Here is a 25,809-nt window from a genome sequence, read left to right as displayed (position 1 = left end):
GCCGCTGGGCTCGATATCGATGGTGCCGCTCACCAGCATGCTGCTCTCGATCTGCTTGCGCACCGCGCCGGGGCCGACCCCGTCGGCGGCGAGGGCGGCAAATGCCAGCAGCAGCGACAGCAGGGCGCTCCAGCGCCGCCACGAGCGGAGAGATCGACGGTGCATCGCGCATTCCTTTGCCTGAGATGAGGCGCCGATTACACCGCAGTGGCGGTCGGCCGGCAACTCAGGCCAGGCGCAGCGCGTCCGGATAGGGCGGCGCGTCCGGATAGTCGTCCTCGCGCAGCCGCGCCTGTAGGTCGCGCCACCATTGCGGATCGAACAGTTCGCCGTGGGCGTGGCGCACCGCCTCCAGCGCCGCCGCAGGCAGGCCCATGAACATCGCGAAGCGCTCCGGGAACACGTCGCGCGGGGCGACGTGGAACCAGGGTTCGGCGGACATCGCCTCCTCCTCGTTGCGCGGCTGCGGCCAGTCGCGGAAGTTGCAGTCGGTGACCAGGCACAGTTCGTCGTAGTCGTAGAACACCGCCCGGCCTTGCCGCGACACGCCGAAGTTCTTCAGCAGCATGTCGCCGGGGAAGATGTTGTTGCGGGCCATGTCCTTGATCGCCTGCGCGTAGTCCAGCGCGGCCTCGCGTGCGGCCTCGGCGCCCTGCTCGCGCAGGTACAGGTTCAACGGACGCAGGCGCCGCTGCACGTAGCACAGCTCGACGATCAGGTCGTCGCCGTCCTCGCGCAGACTACGCGCGCAGCCCTCCATCAACTCTTTCAGCAGCGCCGGCGCGAAGCGCGCACGCGGGAAGCGCAGCGAGCGGTACGGCTGCGCGTCGAGCAGGCGGCCGACCCGATCGAGGTTGAACACCAGCGCGTACTTCTCCTCCACTTCCTCGCGACTCATCGTCTTCGGATAGGCGAAGCGGTCGCGGATCAGCTTGAACACCAGCGGATAGCTGGGCAGGGTGAACACCGCCATGACCATGCCCGGCGTGCCCTCGGCATGCACCAGCTGTTCGTTGGGATGCGCCTGGAAGTGCCGGAAGAAGGTGCGGAAGCGTTCGGTCTTGCCCTGCTTGGCGCGGCCGAGCATGGTGTACAGCTCGTCGATCGGCTTGTGCGGCAGCAGGCTGCGCAGGAACACCACCGCATCGCCGACGGTGGACAGGTCGGCCTGGAAATAGCTGCGCGAGATGCTGAACAGCTGTGCCACGTCGTTGCGCTTGGTCAGCACCGCTTCGGCGCGCAAGCCCTGCTCGTCGTTGACCAGCGCGATCACGCACGGCGAGAAACGGTGCTCGCCGAACACGCGGCCGATCAGGTAGGCGCGGCGTTCGCGGTAGAACACCGTCTCCAGCAGTTCGATGCCGCGCACCGGGTTCTCGCCCCAGTGGGCGAGGTCGTCCTGCAGCCGCACCGCGATCGCCGCCGCGCAGCGCGTGCGGTGCGCGTACGGCACGTCGAACGGATAGTCGCCGAGCACGCGCACGAACGCGTCCACCGGCCGCGCCTCGGACACCACGTAGTTGTGCCGCGCCACCGGGTGGGTGATGGCGTCGGTGGGCTCGATGTCCAGCGCCACGAACTCGATCTGCGCATCCACGCCCTGCGTGCGGAAGAAGCGCCGGGTCAGGGTGTTGTAGAAGGTCTTGTACAGTTCCTGGTCGATCAGCGCGGCGATCAGCTCGGCGTAGTGGTCGCGCGCGCGGATCCACAGCGCACGGTCGTGCGCCTGGCCGAGCAGCACCGCGCGCAGGCGCAGCATGCATTCGGCGATGCACTGGTCGTACAGCGCGATGCGCTCGATCGCATCCTCCCGCGCCGCGCTCCAGTCGCGCGCCTCGAAGCGCTGGCGCGCACGCGCGGAGATCTGCGCGAAGCGCGCGTGGTAGTCCTCGAACGCCTCGAAGACGATGCGGCCGATGACCAGGGCACGGCGTTCGGACGGCAGCGGCAGCGGCGTGGACGGCATGCCCGCAGTGTACCCAGGTGGTGGCGTCACGCGGGCGTCGGGCGGAGCCGGCGACGCATCCAGGAAAACCACCAGCGCCTGGATACTGCCAGGATCTGCGTCATGGACATCTCCAGCGACCTACTTCGCCAAGGTCGAGCCAGACGCAGGTTGCCCGTAGGAGCGGCTTCAGCCGCGACCGGGCGTGCCCGGCCAGCCTGTCGCGGCTGAAGCGGCTCCTACACGGCGTTTCCTGCGCCGCAAACGCAAAGGGCCGCCCGAGGGGGCGGCCCTTTGCGTCACGCTCGGCTCGAGCGATCAGGCGCTCAGCATCGCCAGGGCGTCGTTGAGGGTCTTGCTCGGCCGCATCGCCTTGCCGACCAGGTCCAGGTTCGGGCGGTAGTAACCCTGGATGTCGACCGGCTGGCCCTGCACGCCGTTGAGCTCGGCGACGATGGTCGCTTCCTGCTCGGTCAGCTGCTTGGCCAGCGGCGCGAAGCGCGCCTTCAGCGTGGCGTCCTCGTCCTGCGCGGCCAGCGCCTGCGCCCAGTACAGGGCCAGGTAGAAGTGGCTGCCGCGGTTGTCCAGCCCGCCGACCTTGCGCGAAGGCGACTTGTCGTTGTCCAGGAACTGGCCGTTGGCCTGGTCCAGGGTGCGCGCCAGCACGCCGATGGCGGCGTTGTGGTGGCGCTGGCCCAGGTGCTCCAGCGACGCGGCCAGGGCCAGGAACTCGCCCAGCGAATCCCAGCGCAGGTAGTTCTCTTCGACGAACTGCTGCACGTGCTTGGGCGCCGAACCGCCGGCACCTGTCTCGAACAGGCCGCCGCCGGCCATCAGCGGCACGATCGACAGCATCTTGGCGCTGGTGCCCAGCTCCATGATCGGGAACAGGTCGGTCAGGTAGTCGCGCAGCACGTTGCCGGTGACCGAGATGGTGTCCTCGCCCTTGCGGATGCGCTGCAGCGAGAACGCGGTGGCTTCCACCGGCGGCAGGATGCGGATGTCCAGGCCGTTGAGGTCGTGATCCTGCAGGTAGCGCTCCACCTTCTGGATCATCAGCGCATCGTGCGCACGCTGCGGGTCCAGCCAGAACACCGCCGGGGTGGCGCTCAGGCGCGCGCGCTCGACCGCCAGCTTGACCCAGTCCTGGATCGGCGCGTCCTTGGTCTGGCACATGCGCCAGATGTCGCCGGCTTCCACCGCATGCTCCAGCAACACCGTGCCGCCGGCGTCGGTGACACGCACGGTGCCGTCGGTGGCGATCTGGAAGGTCTTGTCGTGCGAACCGTACTCCTCGGCCTTCTGCGCCATCAGGCCGACGTTGGGCACGCTGCCCATGGTGGCCGGGTCGAACGCGCCGTGCAGCTTGCAGTCCTCGATCACCGCCTGGTACACGCCGGCGTAGCAGCGGTCCGGGATCACCGCCTTGGTGTCCTGCAGCTTGCCCTCGGCGTTCCACATCTTGCCGGAGTCGCGGATCATCGCCGGCATCGACGCATCGACGATCACGTCGCTGGGCACGTGCAGGTTGGTGATGCCCTTGTCGGAGTTGACCATCGCCAGCGCCGGGCGCTGCGCGTACAGCGCCTGCAGGTCGGCCTCGATCGGCGCACGCTGCGCCTCCGGCAGACTGGCGATGCGCGCGTACAGATCGCCGATGCCATTGTTGGCATCGAAGCCCACCTGCTTGAGCGTGGCGGCGTGCTTGTCCAGCACGTCGCGGTAGAACGCCTCGACCACCACGCCGAACATGATCGGGTCGGAGACCTTCATCATCGTCGCCTTCAGGTGCAGCGAGAACAGCACGCCCTGCTGCTTGGCATCGGCGATCTGCGCCTGCACGAAGGCGGCCAGCGCGCGCTTGCTCATCACCGCCGCGTCGATCAACTCGCCGGCCTGCACCGCGGTCTTTTCCTTCAGCACCGTCACCGCGCCGTCCTTGCCGACGAGCTCGATCTTGACGTTGCCGGCCTGCGCGATCAGCGCCGAGCGCTCGCTGCCGTAGAAATCGCCGGCATCCATGTGCGCCACGTGCGACTTGGAATCGGCGCTCCAGGCGCCCATGCGGTGCGGGTGCTTGCGCGCGTAGTGCTTCACCGAGGCCGGCGCGCGGCGATCGGAATTGCCCTCGCGCAGCACCGGATTGACCGCGCTGCCCTTGACCTTGTCGTAGCGCGCCTTGGCTTCCTTCTGCTTCTCGTCCTTCGGCTCGTCCACGTAGTCCGGCAGCGCATAACCCTGCTGCTGCAGTTCCTTGATCGCGGCCTTGAGCTGCGGCACCGAGGCACTGATGTTGGGCAGCTTGATGATGTTGGCTTCCGGTGTGGTCGCCAGCTGGCCCAGTTCGGCCAGGTCGTCGGCGATGCGCTGGTCCTCGCGCAGGTATTCGGGGAACTGCGAAATCAGGCGGCCGGCCAGCGAAATGTCGCGGGTCTCCACGGCGATGCCAGCGGTGCCGGCGAACGCAGAGACGATCGGCAACAGCGACTGCGTCGCCAGGTACGGGGCTTCATCGGTGAGCGTGTACAGGATCTTGGGCGTATTCGACATGACGCGACGGATGACCTCTGGCAGGGGGAATAGGCAGCACCGACAGTACGGCGGCGTATTGTTTCTTGTAGGTTTCGCGATGCCGCCAACCGCCGGACATCGGCCGTCCATTGTCGCGTGTCTGCCGGCTGTGGGCAAAGCGCGGGGGTTTGCTTTCGACAAGCGCCATGCAGCAGTGCGGCGCCAGTCTGAGGCCCACCCACACTGGCGCCGCACCTGTGGGCGGCACGGATGATGACTGTCCTGGAAGACAACCGACGGCGTCGCGCAACACACCGTGCTGCATGCGATGCCGTCCAAACCGCGATGCAGCGATGGCGCGCGCGCTCGGCATCGGATGCGCGCCTTCGATTCGCAGTGCCACTTCCTGCCACTGGGGGCACACCCCATCGGACCAGCCATAAAAAAGGCGCAGCCTCGCGGCTGCGCCAGCGTGTCGCCCGTGCCGGGAGAGAGGCGGCGCGTGCGACCCGTGACCCGGGCTCAGCCCTGGATCACTTCACCTCGAACGTCTGCGGCGTACCCGCCGCCTGGCCGTTCACGGTGACCTCGGCCTTGTACTGGCCGGCCGGCCAGCCCTTGGGATTGGTGAACTCGAAGTTGGTGGTGTCGGCCCCGCTGGTGTTGAGCGTCTCGGTGCGCTCGCCGGCGGTCTGGCCGTCCTGGAACACCAGCTTGGCACCGACGTTGGCATTGGTCGCCGAACCCTCGGTTTTCACCGAGACGATGATCTTGTCCTTGCTGCCGAGCGTGGTCAGCGGCGCGACCGACTTGTCCGCGGCCGCGGTGTTGCCGACGGCGACCGCGGCGACGTTCACCGCGTTGGCGCCCGCGGCGGCCGGTGCCGGCTGCTCCGCCGGCGCGGCGGCCGGACCCGGCATCTGTTCGGTCGGTGCGGACGAGGTGGGATCGGGCGACGTGGTCTGCTGCTGCTCCTGCTTCTTGCAGCCGGCCAGCGCCAGGGCACCGACCAGGGCGATCAGCAGCGGCGAAAACGGGGAGATCGAACGGGTCTTCATCGGAAAGGGACTCCTGTCGGAATGGCGAAGAAGTGGTGGTGGAAGCTCGTGTCGTCAGGCGCCGGCGGGCAACTTGAGCGTCTGGCCGGGATAGATCTTGTCGGGGTCGGCGAGCACGTCGCGGTTGGCCTCGAAGATGCGCGTCCAGGCATTGCCGTCGCCGTAATGCAACTTGGCGATCTTGGACAGCGAATCGCCGGGCTTGACCACATACACCTGCTGCACCTGCTCGGCCGTGCTGTCGACCTTGCTCTGCACGGCGGAGAAGTCCGCCTTCTGCACGACGTCGGCCGTGGTATCCACCTTGGCAGTGACTGCCGAGAAGTCGGCACGTTTATCGCTGTTCATCGCGTAGCTCCCTGCGTGATGGGACGATGCCACGGTGTCACAGGATTTGTTAAAAAAGGATCGCGCAGCCGTGAATCGCGCAGACGCGGTTCAGGCGTGCGACGTGCCTCGAACGCGGCGACAGGGACCGTCGTTCAATCGGTTCGGGAGCGGTGCGCGACACGCGCATCGCAAGCACGCTGAAAGCAGCCGATCGCAGGCGAGCACAGGTGCGGACGGCGCCGCACCATTGCGGTGTCGGCGCGGTGTCTGGTTACTGGCGCAGATCGCGCAGGAAGCTCAGCGGTTCGGCCACGTCCGGGGTGGCGCGCCAGGGATTGATGTCCAGGCCGCCGCGGCGGGTGTAGCGCGCCTCCACCTGCAGCGACTGCGGGCGGCAGCGCGTCATCAGGTCGTGGAAGATGCGCTCGACGCACTGCTCGTGGAAGCCGGCATGCTCGCGGAAGCTGATCAGGTAGCGCAGCAGCCCCTCCCGGTCGATGCGGCCGCCGCGGTAGCGGATGTGCAGCGACGCCCAGTCCGGCTGGCCGGTGACCGGGCAGTTGGACTTGAGCAATTCGCTGGTCAGGGTCTCTTCGACCACCTCGCCGTCGGCGGCGGACAGGAAGTCCGGACGCGGCGGGCCGTAGCAGTCGATGGCGATGTCCAGCGCGTCCAGCGATTCGCCCTCGCCCAGCGTGTCGATCGGCGGCAGGCCGAATTCCATCGCCACGTCGGCGCCGGCACGCGCCGACAGGTCGGTGACGATGCAACTGCGCAGCGCCTCGGCGCTGTTGAAGCGCATCGCGTTGAGCGAGTTGAGATAGAGCTTGAGCGACTTGGATTCGATCAGATTCGGCGAGGCGCACGGCACCTGCAAGGTCGCGGTGGCGACGCAGGGCTTGCCCTGCGCATCGAGCCAACTCAGTTCGTAGGCATGCCAGCGGTCCACGCCGAAGAACGGCAGCGCCACGGGGTCGAGGCCGATCTCGGTACGCGCCGCGGCGCGCGGGATGGGAAACAGCAGCGCGGGATCGTACTGCGACGGGTAGGCGACCTCGCGGCCGAGGCTGGAATCCTGGGGGGTGTTCATGTGGTGCAGTGTAGCGGGCGCGTTCTGGCTGGGAGGTGTATGGGTGGGGATTGGGGAGTGGGGATTCGGAAGTGGCGAAGCGATGCTGCACGCGCTTGTGTCGAGGTGCTTGCGTCGCTGCAAGGCTTCATGCGTCGCGACTGACGTCGCTCCCACAGAGGCGATCCAACGCCGCGCGTCGTAGGAGCGGCTTCAGCCGCGACAGCCTTCCCGGTCATGCCCGTCGCGGCTGAAGCCGCTCCTACAGGGAAAGGGCGCAGGGCACATGCGAGTCTGGAAGGGCGGCCACGATTGGTGTCGAAGGAATCCCTCGGTTCTGGGCTTCCCGCGTCGCGACTAAGTCGCTCCCACAGAGGCGATCCAGCGCCGCGCGCATAGGAGCGGCTTCAGCCGCGACAGTCTTCCCGGTAACGCCCGTCGCGGCTGAAGCCGCTCCTACGGATGTCCATCTGTCCATCGCTGCCGGGCCGACGCACGATGCCTTCCACGAGGCTGCGGGACTGTCGCTTTTACGAATCCCCACTCCCGACTCCCCAATCCCACCCCTTCAGGCCTCCGGCTTCATCCCCAGATAATCCAACGAGACCTGCAGCATCGCGCGCAGGCCGACGTCCAGGGCGGTCTCGTCGAGCAGGAACTGCGGCGAGTGGTTGCTGGGCGCGGTCGCCGGGTCGATGCCGGGGCCGGTGGCGCCGACGAAGAAGAACATCGACGGCAACTGCTGCGCGTAGTACGAGAAATCCTCCGCGCCCATCTGCAGCGGCGGTTCGTAGACGTTGCCGGCGCCGACCACCGCCTGCAGGCTGGGCAGCATGCGCGCGGTCAGTGCCGGGTCGTTGATCGTGGCCGGGTTGCCGTCCTGGTCGGGCACGTGCGCCTCGGCCTTGGCGCCGTGCGCGGCGGCGGTGTGCTCGGCCACGGTCTTGAGGTCGGCGAAGATCTGCTGGCGCATGCCCTCGTCGAAGGTGCGGATGGTGCCGACCATCTCCACGTCGTCGGGAATGATGTTGTAGCGGATACCGCCCTTGATCGCGCCGAAGCTCAGCACCGCCGGCTGCTTGGACAGGTTGGCGCGACGGCTGATCACGCTCTGCGCGGCGCCGATCAGGTCGGCGCTGGCCACGATCGGGTCGATGCCGTTCCACGGCGCCGAGCCGTGGGTCTGGCGGCCGACCACCTTGATGCTGAAGCGGTCCGAGGCGGCCATCAGCGGGCCGCCGCGCACCGCGATCTTGCCGGCCTGGACGCTGGAGAACACGTGCAGGCCGAACATCGCCTGCGGCTTGAAGTCGCGGAACAGGCCTTCCTTGAGCATCAGCGAGGCGCCGCCCTCCTCGTTGCCCGGCGCGCCCTCCTCCGAGGGCTGGAACACCAGCATGACCTCGCCCGGCAGCTGCGCGCGCATCGCCACCAGGGCCTCGGCCACGCCGAGCAGGATCGCGGTGTGCGCGTCGTGGCCGCAGGCGTGCATCACCCCCACGGTCTCGCCGCGGTACTCGCCGGTGGCCTTGGAGGCGAACGGCAGGCCGGTCTGCTCGGTCACCGGCAGCGCGTCCATGTCCGCGCGCAGGGCGATCTTCGGCCCGGGCAGCGCGCCTTTGACGATCGCCACCACGCCGTGGTGGGCGATGCCGGTCTGCGGCTTCAGGCCCAGCGCGCGCAGCCGCTCGGCGACCTTGGCGGCGGTGCGCTCCTCGCGGTTGGACAGCTCCGGGTGCTGGTGGAAGTCGCGCCGCCACTCCACCACCTTGGCCTGCAGCCTGGCCGCGGCAGCCGCCACCTCCGGGCGCTCGGCGCTCTGCGCCCAGGCCAGGGCGGGGACGGCGAACAGCATCGCGGACAGCAGGCGGGACAGGCGCGGCATGGCAGGACTCCAGGTCGGGACGCAACAGGCGTTCAGTCAATGTAGTGCATCGGCGGTCGGTCGGGGGCGGCCGTGGATCCCGCCGCGGGGAAAAAACCTTTGCGAATCCGTGTCAACCGATGCGCCGCCGGTGCGTTGCGAGAGCGAACGACCGGCCTCGCCCGCCCGCGGGGTCTGTCCCTTCAGTCATGGTCCAATCGCAACGCGCCGGCGATATGCTTTCGCGACCGTTGCACCAGCCACTGCGGGAGGGTCCTCCACCCCGCCTCGCCACAGGAGTTTCCCCGGATGTCGCGTTTCTGGAAGATTGCGCTGCTGATCCTCGCAGCGGTGGCCTTGGTGGTGGTGGGCACGCGTTTCATGCGCGGCGGCGGGCATCACAAGGGGGGCGACGCCGGCATGGGCGACGACGGCGATAACACGCCGGTGCCGGTCACGGTGGTCGCCGCCAGCAGCCAGGCGGTGCCGATCTACGCCACCGCCACCGGCACGGTGACCGCGCTGAGCACCGTCACCGTCAGCCCGCAGGTCGGCGGCCAACTGATGAGCCTGAACTTCCGCGAAGGCCAGGAAGTCAAGAAAGGCGAACTGCTGGCGCAGATCGACCCGCGCTCGCTGCAGGCCAGCTACGACCAGGCCGCGGCGAGCAAGCGCCAGAACCAGGCGCTGCTGGCCACCGCGCGCTCCACCTTCCAGCGCTCCGACTCGCCGGCCTACCGGCAGTACGTGGCCAAGACCGACCTGGACACCCAGCGCAACCAGGTGGCGCAGTACGAAGCGGCGGTCGCCGCCAACGATGCGCAGATGCGCGCGGCGCAGGTGCAGTTGCAGTACACCCGCATCCTCGCCCCCAGCGACGGCATCGCCGGCATCCGCGGGGTGGACGTGGGCAACATCGTCAGCACCAGCAGCACCATCGTCACCATCACCCAGGTGCACCCGATCTACGTCACCTTCAACCTGCCCGAGATCCAGTTGCAGGACGTGCGCCAGGCGCAGGCGGCGGCGCCGCTGCCGGTGGCCGCACTGGACCGCACCGACGCGCATCCGATCGCCAGCGACGGCCAGGTCGACGTGATCGACAACCAGATCAGCGTCGACACCGGCACCTTCAAGGTCCGCGCGGTGTTCCCGAACAACGACCGCGCGCTGTGGCCGGGCCAGTTCGTCAACGTGCGCCTGACCCTGCGCACCGTGCCCGACGGGGTGGTGGTGCCGACCCAGGCGGTGCAGCGCGGCCCCAACGGCGACTACGTGTACGTGGTGCAGGCCGACAACACGGTCAAGATGCAGACGGTCAAGCAGGGCGCGGAAGTCGGCGACAGCCAGGTGCAACTGACCGAAGGCCTGAAGGCCGGCGAGCGGGTGGTCACCGAAGGTCAGTTCCGGCTCAAGCCCGGCACCAAGGTGACCGCGCTGAAGCCGGGCGAGGCGCCACCGGAGCCGACCGAGGCCGAACTGAAGGCCGCCGAGGGCAAGCAGCAGCAACGCGGCGGCGGACGCCGCGGCGGCGGCGGGCCGCGCTGAGCGCGCCGCGCGCCCCGGCGAGGGCCGTGCCGCGCCCGCGCGGCAGGCCGCGACTGGGGCGCCTGCAGGCGGCGGCGTCGCCATGCCGCGCCGCGATCGCGGCGCGGGGCCACGGCCGCCGCTGATTCCGCCGTCTTCCCCGGCGCCGGCACCGCCGCGCCGGACTCTCACCAGCAAGGATCTTCCCCGTGGGCTTTTCGACGATCTTCATCCGCCGCCCGATCGCCACCACCTTGCTGATGGCAGGCGTGCTGCTGCTCGGCATCCTCGGCTACCGGCAGCTGCCGGTGTCGGCGCTGCCGGAAATCGACGCGCCCAGCCTGGTGGTGACCACGCAATATCCCGGCGCCAACGCCAGCACCATGGCCTCGCTGGTGACCACGCCGCTGGAGCGGCAGCTCGGGCAGATCTCCGGGCTGCAGATGATGACCTCCGACTCGTCGGCCGGCCTGTCCACGATCGTGCTGCAATTCGCGATGGACCGCGACATCGACATCGCCGCGCAGGACGTGCAGGCGGCGATCCGCCAGTCCACCCTGCCCTCCTCGCTGCCCTACCAGCCGGTCTACAACCGGGTGAACCCGGCCGACGCGGCGATCCTCACCCTCAAGCTCAGCTCCGACACGCTGCCGCTGCGCGACGTCAACAACTACGCCGACTCGATCCTGGCCCAGCGCCTGTCGCAGGTGCCGGGCGTGGGCCTGGTGTCGATCGCCGGCAACGTGCGCCCGGCGGTGCGCATCCAGGTCAATCCGGCGCAGCTGTCGAACATGGGCCTGACCATGGAGGCGCTGCGCAGCGCGCTGACCCAGACCAACGTCAACGCGCCGAAGGGCTCGCTCAACGGCAAGACCCAGTCCTACAGCATCGGCACCAACGACCAGCTGTCCAGTGCCGCCGAGTACCGCGACACCGTCATCAGCTACAAGAACGGCGCGCCGGTGCGGCTTTCGGACGTGGCCAAGGTGGTGGACGGGGTGGAGAACGACCAGCTCGCCGCCTGGGCCGACGGCAAGCCGGCGGTGCTGCTGGAAGTGCGCCGCCAGCCCGGCGCCAACATCGTGCAGACGGTGGAGCAGATCCGCGCGATCCTGCCGCAGCTGCAGGGCGTGTTGCCGGCGGGCGTGCACCTGGACGTGTTCTCCGACCGCACCGAGACCATCCGTGCCTCGGTGCACGAGGTCAAGTTCACCCTGATCCTGACCATCGGCCTGGTGGTGGCGGTGATCTTCGTGTTCCTGCGCCGGCTGTGGGCCACGGTGATCCCGTCGGTGGCGGTGCCGCTGTCGCTGGCCGGCACCTTCGCGGTGATGGCCTTCGCCGGCATGTCGCTGGACAACCTGTCGCTGATGGCGCTGGTGGTGGCCACCGGCTTCGTGGTCGACGATGCGATCGTGATGATCGAGAACATCGTGCGCTACATCGAACAGGGCAAGAGCGGCCGCGAGGCCGCGGAGATCGGCGCACGCCAGATCGGCTTCACCGTGCTGTCGCTGACCGTGTCGCTGGTGGCGGTGTTCCTGCCGCTGATCCTGATGCCCGGCGTCACCGGCCGCCTGTTCCACGAGTTCGCCTGGGTGCTGAGCATCGCGGTGGTGATCTCGATGCTGGTGTCGCTGACGCTCACGCCGATGATGTGTGCCTACCTACTCAAGCCCGACGCCCTGCCCGAGGGCGAGGACGCGCACGAGCGCGCGGCGGCGGCCGGCAAGACTACGCTGTGGTCGCGCACCGTGGGGCTGTACGAACGCAGCCTGGACTGGGTGCTGGGCCACCAGAAGCTGACCCTGCTGGTGGCGCTGGCGACCATGGTGCTGACCGTGCTGCTGTACGTGGTGATCCCCAAGGGCCTGCTGCCCGAGCAGGACACCGGGCTGATCACCGGCGTGGTCCAGGCCGACCAGAACGTGGCGTTCCCGCAGATGGAGCAGCGCACCCAGGCGGTGGCCGAGGCGCTGCGCCGCGACCCGGCGGTGACCGGCGTGGCCGCCTTCATCGGCGCCGGCTCGATGAACCCCACGCTCAACCAGGGCCAGCTCAGCATCGTGCTGAAGCCGCGCAGCGACCGCGACAGCCTGGAAGACCTGCTGCCGCGGCTGCAGAAGGCGGTGGCCGGGCTACCCGGTGTGGCGCTGTACCTGAAGCCGGTGCAGGACGTGACCCTGGATACCCGCGTGGCCGCCACCGAGTACCAGTACTCGCTCTCGGACGTGGACAGCACCGAACTGGCGACCCAGGCCACGCGCCTGACCGAGGCGCTGCGCAAGCGCCCGGAACTGGCCGACGTGGACAACAACCTGGCCAACCAGGGCCGCGCGCTGGAACTGCGCGTGGACCGCGACAAGGCCAGCGCCCTCGGCGTGCCGATGCAGACCATCGACGACACGCTGTACGACGCCTTCGGCCAGCGCCAGATCTCCACCATCTTCACCCAGCTCAACCAGTACCGCGTGGTGCTGGAAGTGGCGCCGGAGTTCCGCACTAGCACCGCGCTGCTGAACCAATTGGCGGTGGCCAGCAACGGCAGCGGCGCGTTGACCGCGAGCAACGCCACCAGCTTCGGCCAGACCACTTCCAGCAACTCGTCCACCGCCACCGGCATCGGCGCGCAGAACACCGGCATCACCGTCGGCAGCGGCGGCACCGTGCCCTTGGCGGCGGTGGCCGAGGCCAAGCAGTCGACCACGCCGCTGGTGGTCAGCCACCAGCAGCAGCTGCCGGCGGTGACGGTGTCGTTCAACCTGGCGCCGGGCTATTCGCTGTCGCAGGCGGTGGCGGCGATCGAGGAGACCCGCGCCCAGCTGCAGTTGCCGCCGCAGCTGCATGCCGAGTTCATCGGCAAGGCCGCCGAGTTCACCGGCAGCCAGACCGACGTGGTGTGGCTGCTGCTGGCCTCGGTGGTGCTGATCTACATCGTGCTGGGCGTGCTCTACGAGAGCTACATCCATCCGCTGACGATCATCTCCACCCTGCCGCCGGCCGGTGTCGGCGCGCTGCTGGCGCTGATGCTGTGCGGGCTGAGCCTGTCGGTGGACGGCATCGTCGGCATCGTGCTGCTGATCGGCATCGTCAAGAAGAACGCGATCATGATGATCGACTTCGCGATCGACGCGCGCCGGGAGGGCGCCAGCGCCCACGACGCGATCCGCCGCGCCTGCCTGCTGCGCTTCCGCCCGATCATGATGACCACCGCCGCGGCGATGCTCGGCGCGCTGCCGCTGGCGCTGGGCGACGGCATCGGCTCGGAACTGCGCCGCCCGCTGGGCATCTCCATCGTCGGCGGCCTGCTGCTGTCGCAGTTGGTCACCCTGTACACCACGCCGGTGATCTACCTGTACATGGAACGTGCCTCCGAGCGTGTGCGGACATGGCGCGAGCGGCGCGCGGCGCGGGTGTCAATGGAGCGGCCGGCATGAGGGGCTTGAGAAGCCGGGACCCGGGACCCGGGACCCGGGACCCGCAAAGCGGGCTCCGCGCGCACCTGCAAAACAGCCATACCTACGCGCTTGCCACTGAACAACAAAGCGACCAATTCGCACGGGTCCCGTGTCCCGAGTCCCGGGTCCCGGCTCTCCTGGTCCCGGCCCCATGAACATCTCCGCGCCCTTCATCCGCCGTCCCATCGGCACCGCGCTGCTGGCCATCGGCCTGTTCGTGATCGGCATGATGTGCTACCTGCGCCTGGGCGTGGCGGCGCTGCCGAACATCTCGATCCCGGTGATCTTCGTGCAGGCCAGCCAGGCCGGCGCCGACGCCGCGACCATGGCGTCCACGGTCACCGCGCCGCTGGAACGGCACCTGGGCCAGGTGCCCGGCATCGACACCATGCGTTCCTCCAGTTCGGAGGGGAACAGCCAGGTGTTCATGGTGTTCCAGAGCAACCGCAACATCGACTCGGCGGCACAGGACGTGGAGAGCGCGATCAACGCCGCGCAGGCCGACCTGCCCTCCGGCCTGGCCACGCCGCGCTACCAGAAGGCCAATCCCAACGACGACCCGGTCATCGCCATCGCCCTGACCTCGGACACGCAATCGGCCGACGAGCTGTACAACGTCGCCGATTCGCTGCTGGCGCAGCGCCTGCGCCAGATCAGCGGCGTGTCCTCGGTGGACATCGGCGGCGCCTCCACCCCGGCGGTGCGGGTGGACGTGAACCTGCGCGCGCTCAATGCCATGGGCCTGACCCCGGACGACCTGCGCAATGCGGTGCGCGCTGCCAACGTCACCTCGCCCACCGGCTTCCTCAGCGACGGCACCACCACCACCGCCATCGTCGCCAACGACGCGGTGGCCAAGGCCGCCGACTTCGGCCAGGTGGTGATCAGCCAGCAGCAGGGCCGCACGGTGCGCCTGCGCGACATCGCCAACGTCTACGACGGCCAGCAGGACGCCTACCAGGCGGCCTGGTTCGGCGGCAAGCCGGCGGTGGTGATGTACGTGTTCACCCGTGCCGGCGCCAACATCGTGGAGACGGTGGACCGGGTCAAGGCCGAGATCCCGATGCTGCGCACCTACCTGCAGCCGGGCACCAGGATGACGGCGTACTTCGACCGCACCCCGACCATCCGCGCCTCGCTCAACGAGGTGCAGGCCACGCTGATGATCAGCCTGGCGATGGTGGTGCTGACCATGGCGCTGTTCCTGCGTCGGCTGGCGCCCACGCTGATCGCCGCGGCCACCGTGCCGCTGTCGCTGGCCGGCGCGGCGCTGGCGATGCACGTGATGGGCTTCACCCTCAACAACCTGAGCCTGCTGGCGCTGGTGATCGCGATCGGCTTCGTCGTCGACGATGCGATCGTGGTCATCGAGAACATCATGCGCCACCTCGACGAAGGCATGTCGCGGCTGGATGCGGCGCTGGCCGGTGCGCGCGAGATCGGCTTCACCATCGTCTCGATCACCGCCTCGCTGGTGGCGGTGTTCATTCCGATCCTGTTCGCCAGCGGCATGATCGGGGTGTTCTTCCGCGAGTTCACCGTCACCCTGGTGGCGGCGATCTGCGTCTCGGCGGTGGTTTCGCTCACGCTCACCCCGGCGCTGTGCAGCCGCTTCCTGTCCGCGCACGCCGAGCCGGAACGCCCCGGCCGCTTCGGCGCCTGGCTGGAGCGCATGCACGAACGCATGCTGCGCGTGTACACCGTGGCCCTGGACTTCTCGTTGCGCCACGCGCTGCTGCTGGCACTGACCCCGCTGCTGCTGATCGTGGCCACGGTGTTCCTGGCCGGCGCGGTCAAGAAGGGCTCGTTCCCGGCGCAGGACACCGGCCTGATCTGGGGACGCGCCACCTCCAGCGCCACCGTGTCCTTCGCCGACATGGTCAGCCGCCAGCGCCGCATCACCGACATGCTGATGTCCGACCCGGCGGTGAAGATCGTCGGCGCGCGCCTGGGCAGCAGCCGCCAGGGTTCCAGCGCCAGCTTCAACATCGAACTCAAGCGCCGCGACGAAGGCCGCACCGACACCACCGCCGAGGTCCTGGCGCGGCTCAGCGCCAAGGCCGACCGCTACCCCGACCTGCAGCTGCGCCTGCGCGCGATCCAGGACCTGCCCAGCGACGGCGGCGGCGGCACCAGCCAGGGCGCGCAGTACCGCGTCTCGCTGCAGGGCAACGACAACGCGCAGTTGCAGGAGTGGCTGCCGAAACTGCAGGCCGCGCTGAAGCAGAACCCCAAGCTGCGCGATGTCGGCACCGACGTGGACAACGCCGGCCTGCGCCAGAACATCGTCATCGACCGCGCCCTGGCCGCGCGCCTGGGCGTGTCGATCGGCGCCATCGACGGCGCGCTGTACGGCGCGTTCGGCCAGCGCCAGATCTCCACCATCTACTCCGACCTCAACCAGTACAGCGTGGTGGTCAACGCGCTGCCGGACCAGACCGCCACGCCGGCGGCGCTGAACCGCATCTACGTGCCCACCCGCAACGGCACGATGATCCCGCTGACCGCGGTCGCCCACCAGGTGCCGGGCCTGGCGCCGTCGCAGATCACCCACATGAACCAGTACACGACCATGGACCTGAGCTACAACCTGGCCCCTGGCGTGAGCACCGGCGAGGGCGATGCGATCATCGCCGCCGCCGTGGCCGGGCTGCGCATGCCCGGCGACATCCGCATCGCCGACGGCGGCGGCTTCGGCGTGCAGCTGCAGCCGAACTCGATGCTGGTGCTGGTGCTGGCCGCGATCGTGGTGGTCTACATCGTGCTGGGCATGCTCTACGAGAGCCTGGTGCACCCGGTGACCATCCTCTCCACGCTGCCGGCCGCCGGCATGGGCGCGCTGCTGGCGCTGTGGGTCACCGGCACCGAACTGTCGGTGATCTCGATGATCGCACTGGTGCTGCTGATCGGCATCGTCAAGAAGAACGCGATCATGATGATCGACTTCGCCCTGGTCGCCGAACGCGAGCACGGCAAGACCCCGCTGGAGGCCGCGCGCGAGGCCTGCATCGTGCGCTTCCGCCCGATCATGATGACCACGATGGTGGCGATCCTGGCCGCGGTGCCGCTGGCCGTGGGCCTGGGCGAAGGCTCGGAACTGCGCCGCCCGCTCGGCATCGCGATGATCGGTGGCCTGCTGATCTCGCAGAGCCTGACCCTGCTCAGCACCCCGGCGCTGTACGTGATCTTCTCCTGCCTGCGCGAACGCTGGTACGCCCGCCGCGCACGGCGGCGCGAGCGGCGCCAGCTTGCTGCGGCAGGGATTCGGCATTAGGAATTCGGGATTCGCAAAAGCGGGCATCCGTACGGCGTTAGGGCTGGCGTGATCCGCTGTGCCTCAAGCGCTCGATAGCGCCGCCTTTACGAATCCCCAATCCCGACTCCCCAATCCCCGCCCTTCAGCCACAACCCTCCACGTAATCCACCTGCGGCGGCAGGCCGACGCGCCAGGCGACGGCCTTGCCGGCGGCGTCGGTCTCGAACACCAGCACGCCGGGCTGGCCGGACTCGCCGCGCACGCGCAGCACCTTCGCGCCTTCGACATACTTGTGCGGCTGTTCCTCCAGCCGGCCGGCATACAGCGCGCGCAGTTGCGCCAGGTCCATGCCGACCTTGCCGCCGCCGGGCGCGGTTTCCTTGGCGGTGCGCACGTCGTAGCGCACCAGCGCGTCGTCTTCGACCATCAGGCCGAACTGGCGGTTGCCCTTGGCCCAGCGCGGACGCAGCACGTAGCAGCTGCTGCCGGCGCTGGGCTGGCCGTCGAGTTCGCCGCCCCAGGCCGCACGTGCCTGCGCCGCGCTCATGCCCAGGCGCAGGTCGCCGTAGCCGTCGATGCGCGCCAGTTGCCGGTCCCCCGCCGCCAGTTCCGGCGGCAGCGCCGAGGCCGGGGCCTGTGCCGGCGGCACGTCGCCGTCGGGCTGGTCGATCTCCGGCGGCGGCAAGGCGCCGTCGTCGGCCGCGGCGGCGGGAGCGGCGGACGCCGATGGCGCAGGAGGCGCGGCCGGCGGCGATGGCGGCTGCCGGTCGCAGGCGGCGAGCGCGAGCAGCAAGACCGCCACGCCTGGTTGAATCGGCTTCATCGCAGTTCCTCGCTGGACCAGCGCATAGGCTAGCGTGCATGCCCTCGCACTGCACGGCGGCGGCGACGCAGCGCCGAGCACGCGCGGCGGCGCACCGCGTCCCGAACCAGGCGCTCGACCGCGCCGATGGCAGGCGGCTGTCGACACGGACATGCCAGCGCATCGCGCCTGTCATCGGCATTTCACCGCGCTGCGCGACGCTGCGCGCCTACCGACCCCGCCGCCATGCATCCGCGCAAGACCGCCCTCGCCCTTGCGGCACTGCAATCGCACGATGCGCCGCTGGACATGCGCCAGCGACGCGTGCTGATCCTGGCCGACGGCCAGCGCAGTGTCGAGGAACTGACCACGCTGGGCGGCCGCGGTGCCGATGCGATCGTGCAGGGCCTGCTGCAGCAGGGCTACCTGGACGATGGCCGCAGCAGCGTCGCCATGCCGGTGGCGACAAGCGCGCCGCCGGCATCAACGGAGCCGCGGCGCGCGCTGCTCAATGCGCGCATGTATCTGCTGGACCTGCTGCAACTGCAGCGGCATCCGGCCTCGCCGGCGCTGCAGCAGCAATTGCGCGCCGCGCGCGAGGAACAGGACACCCTGTGCGCGATCGCGCTGGCGCTGCGCACGATGCCGGAGATGACCTCCGAGCGCTACGCGCAGCGCATCCGCGAGCGCGTGCTGGAGATCCTGCCGGCATCGCTGCACGGCGCGCTGACCGCGGCGGCGGAGGCCGCCTGAGCGCCGAGACCGCAGCCGCAGCAGCGGCAGCAGCGGCCTCGGCAGAAGCAGCCTCGGCAGTGGCCTGAGCAGCCTGAACAGCGCAGCTGCGCCGACGCCCGCTCAGGGCGCGCGGAACTGCCGGCGCAGGCCCTGCCAGCACTGCTGGTAGTCGCGCTGACGATGCGCGGCATCCAGCGCCTGCGCGGTCGGGCGCAGCACCGCGCGCGTCTCGAACATGAAGGCCATGGTGTCGGCGATGACGTCCGGCCGCGACAGATCGGCCTGCGAGGCCTTGTCGAACGTGGCCGCGTCCGGGCCGTGCCCGCTCATGCAGTTGTGCAGCGACGCTCCACCCGGGGCGAAGCCGTCGGCCTTGGCATCGTAAACGCCGTGCACCAGGCCCATGAACTCGCTGGCGACATTGCGGTGGAACCACGGCGGCCGGAAGGTGTGCTGCGCCACCAGCCAGCGCGGCGGAAAGATCGCGAAATCCATGTTGGCGGTGCCGGGCGTGTCGCTGGGCGCGGTCAGCACGGTGAAGATGCTCGGATCGGGATGGTCGAAACTGATCGAGCCGATGGTGTTGAAACGGCGCAGGTCGTACTTGTACGGGGCGTAGTTGCCGTGCCAGGCGACCACGTCCAGCGGCGAATGCCCGATCGGCGCGCGCCACAGATGGCCCTGGAACTTGGCGATCAGTTCGAAGTCGCCCTCGCCTTCCTCGTAGGCGGCCACCGGGGTCAGGAAGTCGCGCGGGTTGGCCAGGCCGTTGGCGCCGATCGGTCCCAGGTCCGGCAACCGCAGCAGGCCGCCGAAGTTCTCGCACACGTATCCGCGCGCAGGGCCGTCGGGCAGCTCGACGCGGAAGCGCACGCCACGAGGGATCACCGCGATCTCTTGCGGCGCCAGCTCCAGCGTGCCCAGCTCGGTGCACAGGCGCAGCCGGCCGAGCTGCGGCACGATCAGCAGTTCCGCATCCGCATCGTAGAAGAAGCGGCCCTGCATCGAGGCGTTGGCCGCGTACAGGTGCACCGCCACGCCATGCTGGGCCTCGGCCGAGCCGTTGCCGGCCATGGTGTATAGACCATCGACGAAGTCCACCGGCGCCTCCGGCAGCGGCAACGGGCTCCAGCGCAACTGATCCGGCGGCACCGGGCCGCGCTGGAAATCGTTGTGGAACGCGGCCGCGCGGTCGTAGGCGACGAAGCCGCCATGCACCACCGCCGGGCGGATGCGGTACAGCCAACTGCGCCGGTTGACGCCACGCGGCGCGGTGAACGCGGTGCCCGACAATTGCTCGGCATACAGGCCGTGGGCGACGCGCTGCGGCGAGTTCTGCCCGATCGGCAACGCACCGGGCACCGCCTCGGTGGCGAATTCGTTGCCGAAGCCGGACATGTAGCCGTTGGGTTGGATGTTCATGACGAGGGCTCTTCTGCTTGAAGCCCCTCTCCCACCGGGAGAGGGGTTGGGGTGAGGGTAAGACCGCCGGCGACCGCGACGATGTGCGCAAGTACCGCATCCGGCCGTTTCAGCACATCGTTGTTCCAGAAACGTAGTACCCGCATCCCTCGCGATTGGAGGTAGCGCGTACGCACCGCATCGACGGCGAGCGTGTGCTGAGAACCATCCAGTTCGATCACCATCGCTCTCGCGTCGCAATAGAAATCCATTACGTACGGCGGCAGCGGATGCTGCCTGCGGAATTTCAATCCCAACAAACCGCTGCGCAGGTGGTACCGGAGCAGGCGCCCCGCATCGGTCATGCCAGTGCGCAGATCACGCGCGTGCTCCAATGTCGTGGTGGGCAAGGGCGGCTTGGACGTCATTGCACAAGCCTACCCTCACCCCAACCCCTCTCCCGGTTGGAGAGGGGCTAGAACGGCTGTCGGAAGTCTCCGCGATGCGCTGTCAGCATCCGCCGGCTTCGAGCACCTTGGCCGTCAGCCCCCCGCTCGCCGCCTTCCGCCCTCAGAGCACGCCGCGCTTCATCTGATCGCGCTCGATGCTCTCGAACAGCGCCTTGAAGTTGCCTTCGCCGAAGCCTTCGTTGCCCTTGCGCTGGATGATCTCGAAGAAGATCGGGCCGATGCAGTTCTGGGTGAAGATCTGCAGCAGCTTGCGCTGCTTGGTCTCCGGGTCGGCGTCGATCAGGATCTTGTTGCGCGCCAGCCGCGGCACGTCCTCGCCGTGGTTGGGAATGCGCTGGTCGATCACCTCGAAATAGGTGTCCGGCGTGTCCAGGAACGCGACGCCGGCCGCGCGCATGCGCTCGACGGTCTCGTAGATGTCGTCGGTGAAGCAGGCGATGTGCTGGATGCCTTCGCCGCGGTAGGCGTCCAGGTACTCGTTGATCTGGCTCTTGGGATCGGACGATTCGTTGAGCGGGATGCGCACCACGCCGTCCGGCGCGGTCATCGCCTTGGACACCAGCCCGGTCTTGGCGCCCTTGATGTCGAAGTAGCGGATCTCGCGGAAGTTGAACAGGCGCTCGTAGTAATCCGACCAGCGCTGCATGTTGCCGAAATACAGGTTGTGGGTCAGGTGGTCGATGAAGGTCAGGCCGAACCCGGCCGGATGCTGCTCGGCGCCGGGCACCGGCTCGAAATCTGCGTACACCGAGCCCTTCTCGCCATACCGGTCGACCAGGTACAGCATGCAGTCGCCGATGCCCTTGACCACCGGCGCCTGCACCGCGCGGGTGTCGGCCTTGTCGGCGATGGCTTCGCCGCCGTTCTCCAGCACCTTGGCGAAGACCTCGTCGGCCGGGTGCTGGAAGCGGATCGCGAAACCGCAGGCGCAGGGGCCGTGCGCGGCGGCGAAATCGGCGGCGAAGGAATCCGGTTCCTCGTTGACCAGGAAATTGACCCCGCCCTGGCGGTACACGGTGATCGCGCGCTGGCGATGGCGCAGCACCGCCGTAAAGCCCATGCTGCGGAAGTACGCATGCAACTGCTCGCCCTGCCCGGCCGGCGCGGCGAATTCCACGAACTCGAAACCGTCGATACCCATCGGGTTCTCGAAGGTGGTGACCTGCATGCCGAGGTTGGCAGGCTGCGACGGATGTTGCGGTTGTGCACTCATGACGCGTCTCCTGGAGGACGGGGTGCGGCGGCCGGGCCGAAATTTCGGGTGCGGACGGACGCCAGACTCGCGAGAATGGCCGTAGTATCCTCCGTTGTAGTTACAAGTGAAACCACCAGCAAGGTGCAATGCAGCATGACGATCGCCACGCCCGCCCCGACGCCCGAGCCGCCCTCCCTGGATCTGGAACGGTTCCTGCCGTACCGGATCAGCGTGCTGTCCAACCGCATCAGCAGCAACATCGCCCGCGTCTACGGCGAGCGCTACGGCATGGCGGTGACCGAATGGCGGGTGATGGCGGTGCTGGCGCTGTATCCGGGCCTGTCGGCCGGCGAGGTCTCCGAGCGCACCGCGATGGACAAGGTGGCGGTGAGCCGGGCGGTGGCGCGGCAGCTGGAGCGCGGGTTCATCCAGCGCGAGACCCATGGCGACGACCGCCGCCGCTCGGTGCTGCACCTGACCCCGGCCGGGGTGGAGGTGTACCAGGTGGTGGCGCCGATGGTGCTGGAGTGCGAACGGCGCCTGCTGGCCCCCTTCAGCGAGGACGAGCAGCGGCTGCTGAACCGGCTGATCGACCGCCTGGCGGCCGAGGGCCTGCCGAGCATGACCGGGCGCTGAGGCGCCGGTACCTCGCGAGATGGGGCCGTATAGACACCGTAGGAGCGGCTTCAGCCGCGACCGGGCGTTCCCAGTAACGCGCCGTCGCGGCTGAAGCCGCTCCTGCGAGAACGACGCGTCGCCGCCGCTCAGGGCTTGGGCGGTGCCCACTGCTTGAGGAAGTCCGAGAACTTCTTGCGGTCGTAGCCCTTGCCCTTCTGCAGGTCGCCGACCACCTGCGAATGCAGCAGCTTGCCGTCGGCGTCGAGCACCAGCAGGTGCGGGAAGTCGACGATCTTCGGGTACTGCGCCATGAACGCCTCGTTCTTGTTGGCGTCGCTGACGTTGACCTTGACCCAGACGAAGTTCCCATCGCGGAAGCTGCGCAGTTCCGCATCGCCCTCGATGAAGGTGTCCAGCGTATGGCACCAGTCGCACGCCTCGTTGCCCACGTCGAGCAGGATGCGCTTGCCGCCGCGCTTGGCCTCGACCATGGCTGTGTCCAGGTCGTCGGCGGGGTTGCGCTGGGGGTCGAACTGCGCACCCAGCGCCTTGGCCGCGGCGATGTCGGCGGCCGCCGGGGTATTGCCCGAGGCCACCGGCTGGTTGGGATCGGCCACCGGCGGCTTCTGCACCGAGGTATCCAGCGGCTTGGCCGGCGCCTGCGCTTCAGGCGGCGCCGTCTGGCTGCAACCGCCCAGGGCCAGCACCGCCGCCAGGGCGGCGCACATCGTCTTGTTCATCGTCATTGGCACGTCCTCACTTCACACCATGCATCAGCTTGCTGATCAGCGGCGCGATCAGGAACAGCACCACGCCGGCGCCCAGCAACGCCCAGAAGCCGAAGGTATACCCGCCCAGCGCGGAAGCCACGGTCATGCCGCCTTCGCCGCTGACATGGCTGGCGAAGATGCCGGACAGGTTGTTGCCGATGCCGGTGGACAGGAACCAGCCGCCCATGCCGAAGCCGACCAGGCGCACCGGCGCCAGCTTGGTCACCATCGACAGCCCGATCGGCGACAGGCACAGCTCGCCCACCGACTGGATGACGTAGACCATGAACAGCGTCCAGAACGGGATCTTGCCGGCGTCGTTGACCAGGCTCGACAGCGCGAACATCAGCAGCAGGAAGGCCAGGCCGTTGAACATCAGGCCCAGCGCGAACTTGCGCGAGATCGACGGATTGAAGCGGCCGGCCTTGACCCAGATCCAGGCGATGACCGGCGCCAGGGTGATGATCGCCAGCGAGTTGACCGACTGGAACCACGCGGTCGGGAAGGTCCAGTCGCCGAACTGGCGGTTGACGATCTCGTCGGCGAGGAAGGTGAAGGAACTGCCGGCCTGTTCGAAGAACATCCAGAACAGCACGTTGAAGGCGAAGATGATCAGCATCGCGATGACCTTGTCGCGCGCCACCTTGCCGTTGCGGATGCCCTCCACCAGCAGCATGATCGCCAGCGCCACGAACATGGTGCTGAGGATCCACTGCAGCACTTCGGCGCCGGCGGCCAGCGCCAGGTACACCGCCGGGATCGCCACCAGCATGCCCAGCAGCACATAGATCACGCGCATGTTGCCTGCGCCGCCCGGCAACGGCGCGCCGATGCCCTTGAGCTGGCGGCGGCCGAACCAGAACCACACCAGGCTGATCAGCATGCCGAAGCCCGACGCGATGAACACCATCTTGTAGGACGGCATGGCTTCGGTGCCGAACACCTTCTCGGCCAGCTGCTGGGTCAGCCACGGCGCGATCATCGCGCCCAGGTTGATGCCCATGTAGAAGATGGTGAACCCGCTGTCGCGGCGCGGATCGGCGGCGCTGTACAGCTTGCCGACCATGGTCGAGATGTTGGGTTTGAACAGGCCGTTGCCGACCACCACGGTGGCCAGGCCCAGTTCGAAGATCTGCGGGTTGGGCACGGAGATCAGGAACAGGCCGGTGGACATGACCGCGGCGCCGACCAGGATCGAGCGCTGGTAGCCGAGCACCCGGTCGGCGATATAGCCGCCGAAGATCGCCGCCGCATACACCAGCGCCAGGTACGCGCCGTAGGTGGCGCTGGCCGAGGCCTGGCCCGTGCCCTGGCCGCCATGGAACTGCGCCACGATGTACAGCACCAGCGCCCAGCGAATGCCGTAGAACGCGAAGCGCTCCCAGAACTCGGTCATGAACAGCATCCACAGCGGGCGCGGATGGCCCAGCAGGGTCTTGAATTCGGGCGGTTGCGCTGACGGCGGCTGCGGTGAGGCGGGGTGGTTCGACGCGACGACGTCAACGCTCATGCGGTGTTCCCTTGCGTATTCAGATGGGCTGGGGCGGTGCGTCCGGCCAGGCCGGGCAACGCGCGAGGATCACCGAGGGACGGCGTGGCGTCAAATGCGTGGACGGGCCGGGACTCGGGACCCGGGGCCCGGGACCCGGAAAAGCGGGACCTCAAGCACCAGGGATTCCGGGCAAGAAGGCGATGTGCGCATGCGGTAAGCCCGCGTCCACGCGGAAGACGAACGCCTCCGATAACAACGCAGCGCAGCAAGGCCGAGCGGCGCCTGCCAGCGCGCTCCACTACGGCGCTTGCGACGCCCCATCCGGGTCCCGGGTCCCGAGTCCCGGGTCCCGGCTTTCCAGCCCCACCGAGGTGCGCACCTCGAACAGCTCCGGAAAGAAGGTCAGCGCCAGCGCCTGCTGCAGGAAGCCGACGCCGCTGGAGCCGCCGGTGCCGCGCTTGAAGCCGATCACCCGCATCACCGTGCGCATGTGGCGAAAGCGCCACAGCTGGAACTGGGTCTCCAGGTCCACCAGGTCCTCGCACAGCGCATATTCGCGCCAGTAGCGGTCGGTGTTCTCGTAGATGCGCTCGAACACCGGGCGCAGCAGCGGGTCGCTGACGTGCGGCTGGCGCCAGTCGCGGGCGCGGTACGGCGCCGGCACCGCGTGGCCGAAGCGGGCCAGGTAGCGCAGGAACTCCTCGTACAGGCTGGGCGCCTCCAGCACCGCCTGCAGCGCCGCCTGGCCCTGCGGGTCGTGGTCGAACACCGGCAGCATCTGCGCGTTCTTGTTGCCGAGCATGAATTCGATGGTGCGGTACTGCAGCGACTGGAACCCGGAGGACGGACCCAGCACGTCGCGAAACCCCATGTACTCCGACGGGGTCAGGGTCTCCAGCACCGACCACTGTTCGGTCAGCAGGCGCAGCACCTGCTTGCTGCGCGCCAGCACCTTGCGGCACTGCCACACTTCGTCGCGCTGCAGGTGCGCGATCGCCGCGCCCAGTTCGTGCGCCAGCAGCTTCAGCCACAGCTCGGAGGTCTGGTGCTGGACGATGAACAGCAGTTCGTCGTGGTGCGGCGGATTGGACAGCGGCTGCTGCGCCGACAGCAGCCGGTCCAGGCGCAGGTAGCCGCCATAGGTCAGCCGGCCTTCGAGGTCGGTATGGATGCCGGCTTCGAGCGGGCGCTGGTTCTGTTCGACGGGCATGGGCGGCGTGGGCGTTCCGGGCCGGCAAGGGTACCGCAGCGACGAATGTCACACATTGGTCAGCACACCTTGTCAAACTCCGGCACAATCGTCGGCGG

At 68.7% G+C, this 25,809-nt stretch carries 18 protein-coding genes; 5 read left to right on the top strand and 13 right to left on the bottom strand.

Annotated elements, in window-relative coordinates:
• Window positions 1-226 precede the first annotated feature (226 nt).
• The 6 genes from aceK to FHR56_RS12430 all read right to left on the bottom strand — a co-directional run bounded on the left by aceK (window position 227) and on the right by FHR56_RS12430 (window position 8,798).
• Window positions 227-1,966 (bottom strand): bifunctional isocitrate dehydrogenase kinase/phosphatase, encoded by a 1,740-nt coding sequence (aceK, locus tag FHR56_RS12455; RefSeq protein ID WP_160945590.1) that lies wholly within the window; start codon window positions 1,964-1,966, stop codon window positions 227-229.
• A gap of 297 nt (window positions 1,967-2,263) precedes the next feature.
• Entirely contained in the window at window positions 2,264-4,495 is a 2,232-nt protein-coding gene (locus tag FHR56_RS12450; RefSeq protein ID WP_160945591.1) for an NADP-dependent isocitrate dehydrogenase, read from the bottom strand.
• 494 nt (window positions 4,496-4,989) lie between these two features.
• Window positions 4,990-5,514, bottom strand: coding sequence for a hypothetical protein (locus tag FHR56_RS12445; RefSeq protein WP_160945592.1), 525 nt, complete (start codon window positions 5,512-5,514; stop codon window positions 4,990-4,992).
• 54 nt (window positions 5,515-5,568) lie between these two features.
• A complete protein-coding gene (locus tag FHR56_RS12440) occupies window positions 5,569-5,862 on the bottom strand; it encodes a LysM peptidoglycan-binding domain-containing protein (RefSeq protein ID WP_017911040.1) in 294 nt (97 codons plus the stop codon).
• A 253-nt stretch (window positions 5,863-6,115) separates the two neighbouring features.
• Complete coding sequence (queF, locus tag FHR56_RS12435; protein ID WP_160945593.1) at window positions 6,116-6,934, bottom strand: NADPH-dependent 7-cyano-7-deazaguanine reductase QueF; 819 nt, start codon at window positions 6,932-6,934, stop codon at window positions 6,116-6,118.
• A gap of 547 nt (window positions 6,935-7,481) precedes the next feature.
• The gene (locus FHR56_RS12430; protein ID WP_160945594.1) at window positions 7,482-8,798 is read right to left on the bottom strand and encodes a M20 family metallopeptidase; all 1,317 of its coding nucleotides are present in this window, start codon (window positions 8,796-8,798) and stop codon (window positions 7,482-7,484) included.
• A gap of 288 nt (window positions 8,799-9,086) precedes the next feature.
• On the opposite strand from FHR56_RS12430, the gene FHR56_RS12425 reads away from it, so the two are divergent.
• The 3 genes from FHR56_RS12425 (at window position 9,087) to FHR56_RS12415 (ending at window position 17,036) form a co-directional block, all read left to right on the top strand.
• Window positions 9,087-10,325, top strand: a complete 1,239-nt coding sequence (locus FHR56_RS12425) for an efflux RND transporter periplasmic adaptor subunit (protein ID WP_160945595.1) — start codon at window positions 9,087-9,089, stop codon at window positions 10,323-10,325.
• Between the two features lie 188 nt (window positions 10,326-10,513).
• Window positions 10,514-13,741, top strand: coding sequence for an efflux RND transporter permease subunit (locus FHR56_RS12420; protein WP_160945596.1), 3,228 nt, complete (start codon window positions 10,514-10,516; stop codon window positions 13,739-13,741).
• 172 nt (window positions 13,742-13,913) lie between these two features.
• On the top strand, window positions 13,914-17,036 hold the full coding sequence (locus FHR56_RS12415) for an efflux RND transporter permease subunit (RefSeq protein WP_160945597.1): 3,123 nt from the start codon (window positions 13,914-13,916) through the stop codon (window positions 17,034-17,036).
• Between the two features lie 124 nt (window positions 17,037-17,160).
• Here FHR56_RS12415 and FHR56_RS12410 read toward each other — a convergent pair whose 3' ends face one another.
• A complete protein-coding gene (locus FHR56_RS12410; RefSeq protein ID WP_160945598.1) occupies window positions 17,161-17,841 on the bottom strand; it encodes a lectin in 681 nt (226 codons plus the stop codon).
• Between the two features lie 225 nt (window positions 17,842-18,066).
• On the opposite strand from FHR56_RS12410, the gene FHR56_RS12405 reads away from it, so the two are divergent.
• Complete coding sequence (locus FHR56_RS12405; protein WP_160945599.1) at window positions 18,067-18,573, top strand: hypothetical protein; 507 nt, start codon at window positions 18,067-18,069, stop codon at window positions 18,571-18,573.
• Between the two features lie 102 nt (window positions 18,574-18,675).
• Here FHR56_RS12405 and hmgA read toward each other — a convergent pair whose 3' ends face one another.
• The 3 genes from hmgA to hppD form a co-directional block, all read right to left on the bottom strand.
• The gene (gene hmgA / locus FHR56_RS12400; protein ID WP_160945600.1) at window positions 18,676-19,977 is read right to left on the bottom strand and encodes a homogentisate 1,2-dioxygenase; all 1,302 of its coding nucleotides are present in this window, start codon (window positions 19,975-19,977) and stop codon (window positions 18,676-18,678) included.
• Window positions 19,974-20,384, bottom strand: coding sequence for a DUF559 domain-containing protein (locus FHR56_RS12395; RefSeq protein WP_160945601.1), 411 nt, complete (start codon window positions 20,382-20,384; stop codon window positions 19,974-19,976). Before FHR56_RS12395 ends, hmgA begins: the two co-directional genes overlap by 4 nt.
• Window positions 20,385-20,526: 142 nt before the next feature.
• The gene (gene hppD / locus FHR56_RS12390; protein ID WP_160945748.1) at window positions 20,527-21,594 is read right to left on the bottom strand and encodes a 4-hydroxyphenylpyruvate dioxygenase; all 1,068 of its coding nucleotides are present in this window, start codon (window positions 21,592-21,594) and stop codon (window positions 20,527-20,529) included.
• Window positions 21,595-21,774: 180 nt separating this feature from the next.
• Here hppD and FHR56_RS12385 point away from each other — a divergent pair, with 180 nt between their 5' ends.
• Window positions 21,775-22,257: a MarR family transcriptional regulator gene (locus FHR56_RS12385; RefSeq protein WP_160945602.1), complete on the top strand. Its 483-nt coding sequence runs from the start codon at window positions 21,775-21,777 to the stop codon at window positions 22,255-22,257.
• A 128-nt stretch (window positions 22,258-22,385) separates the two neighbouring features.
• Here the strand turns inward: FHR56_RS12385 and FHR56_RS12380 are convergent, their stop codons facing one another.
• From FHR56_RS12380 to FHR56_RS12370, 3 genes are all read right to left on the bottom strand, one after another.
• A complete protein-coding gene (locus tag FHR56_RS12380; protein ID WP_160945603.1) occupies window positions 22,386-22,985 on the bottom strand; it encodes a thioredoxin family protein in 600 nt (199 codons plus the stop codon).
• A gap of 10 nt (window positions 22,986-22,995) precedes the next feature.
• Window positions 22,996-24,519 carry an oligopeptide:H+ symporter gene (locus FHR56_RS12375; RefSeq protein ID WP_160945604.1) on the bottom strand — a complete coding sequence of 508 codons (1,524 nt, stop codon included), beginning with the start codon at window positions 24,517-24,519 and terminating at the stop codon, window positions 22,996-22,998.
• 280 nt (window positions 24,520-24,799) lie between these two features.
• On the bottom strand, window positions 24,800-25,711 hold the full coding sequence (locus FHR56_RS12370; protein ID WP_160945605.1) for a tryptophan 2,3-dioxygenase family protein: 912 nt from the start codon (window positions 25,709-25,711) through the stop codon (window positions 24,800-24,802).
• Between the last annotated feature and the right edge of the window lie 98 nt (window positions 25,712-25,809).

The sequence above is a fragment of the Xanthomonas sp. F10 genome, from assembly GCF_014206815.1.
Lineage (GTDB): Bacteria > Pseudomonadota > Gammaproteobacteria > Xanthomonadales > Xanthomonadaceae > Xanthomonas_A > Xanthomonas_A indica.
Note: the sequence above shows the minus strand (reverse complement) of the source record. Positions and strands in the feature narration are given on the sequence as shown.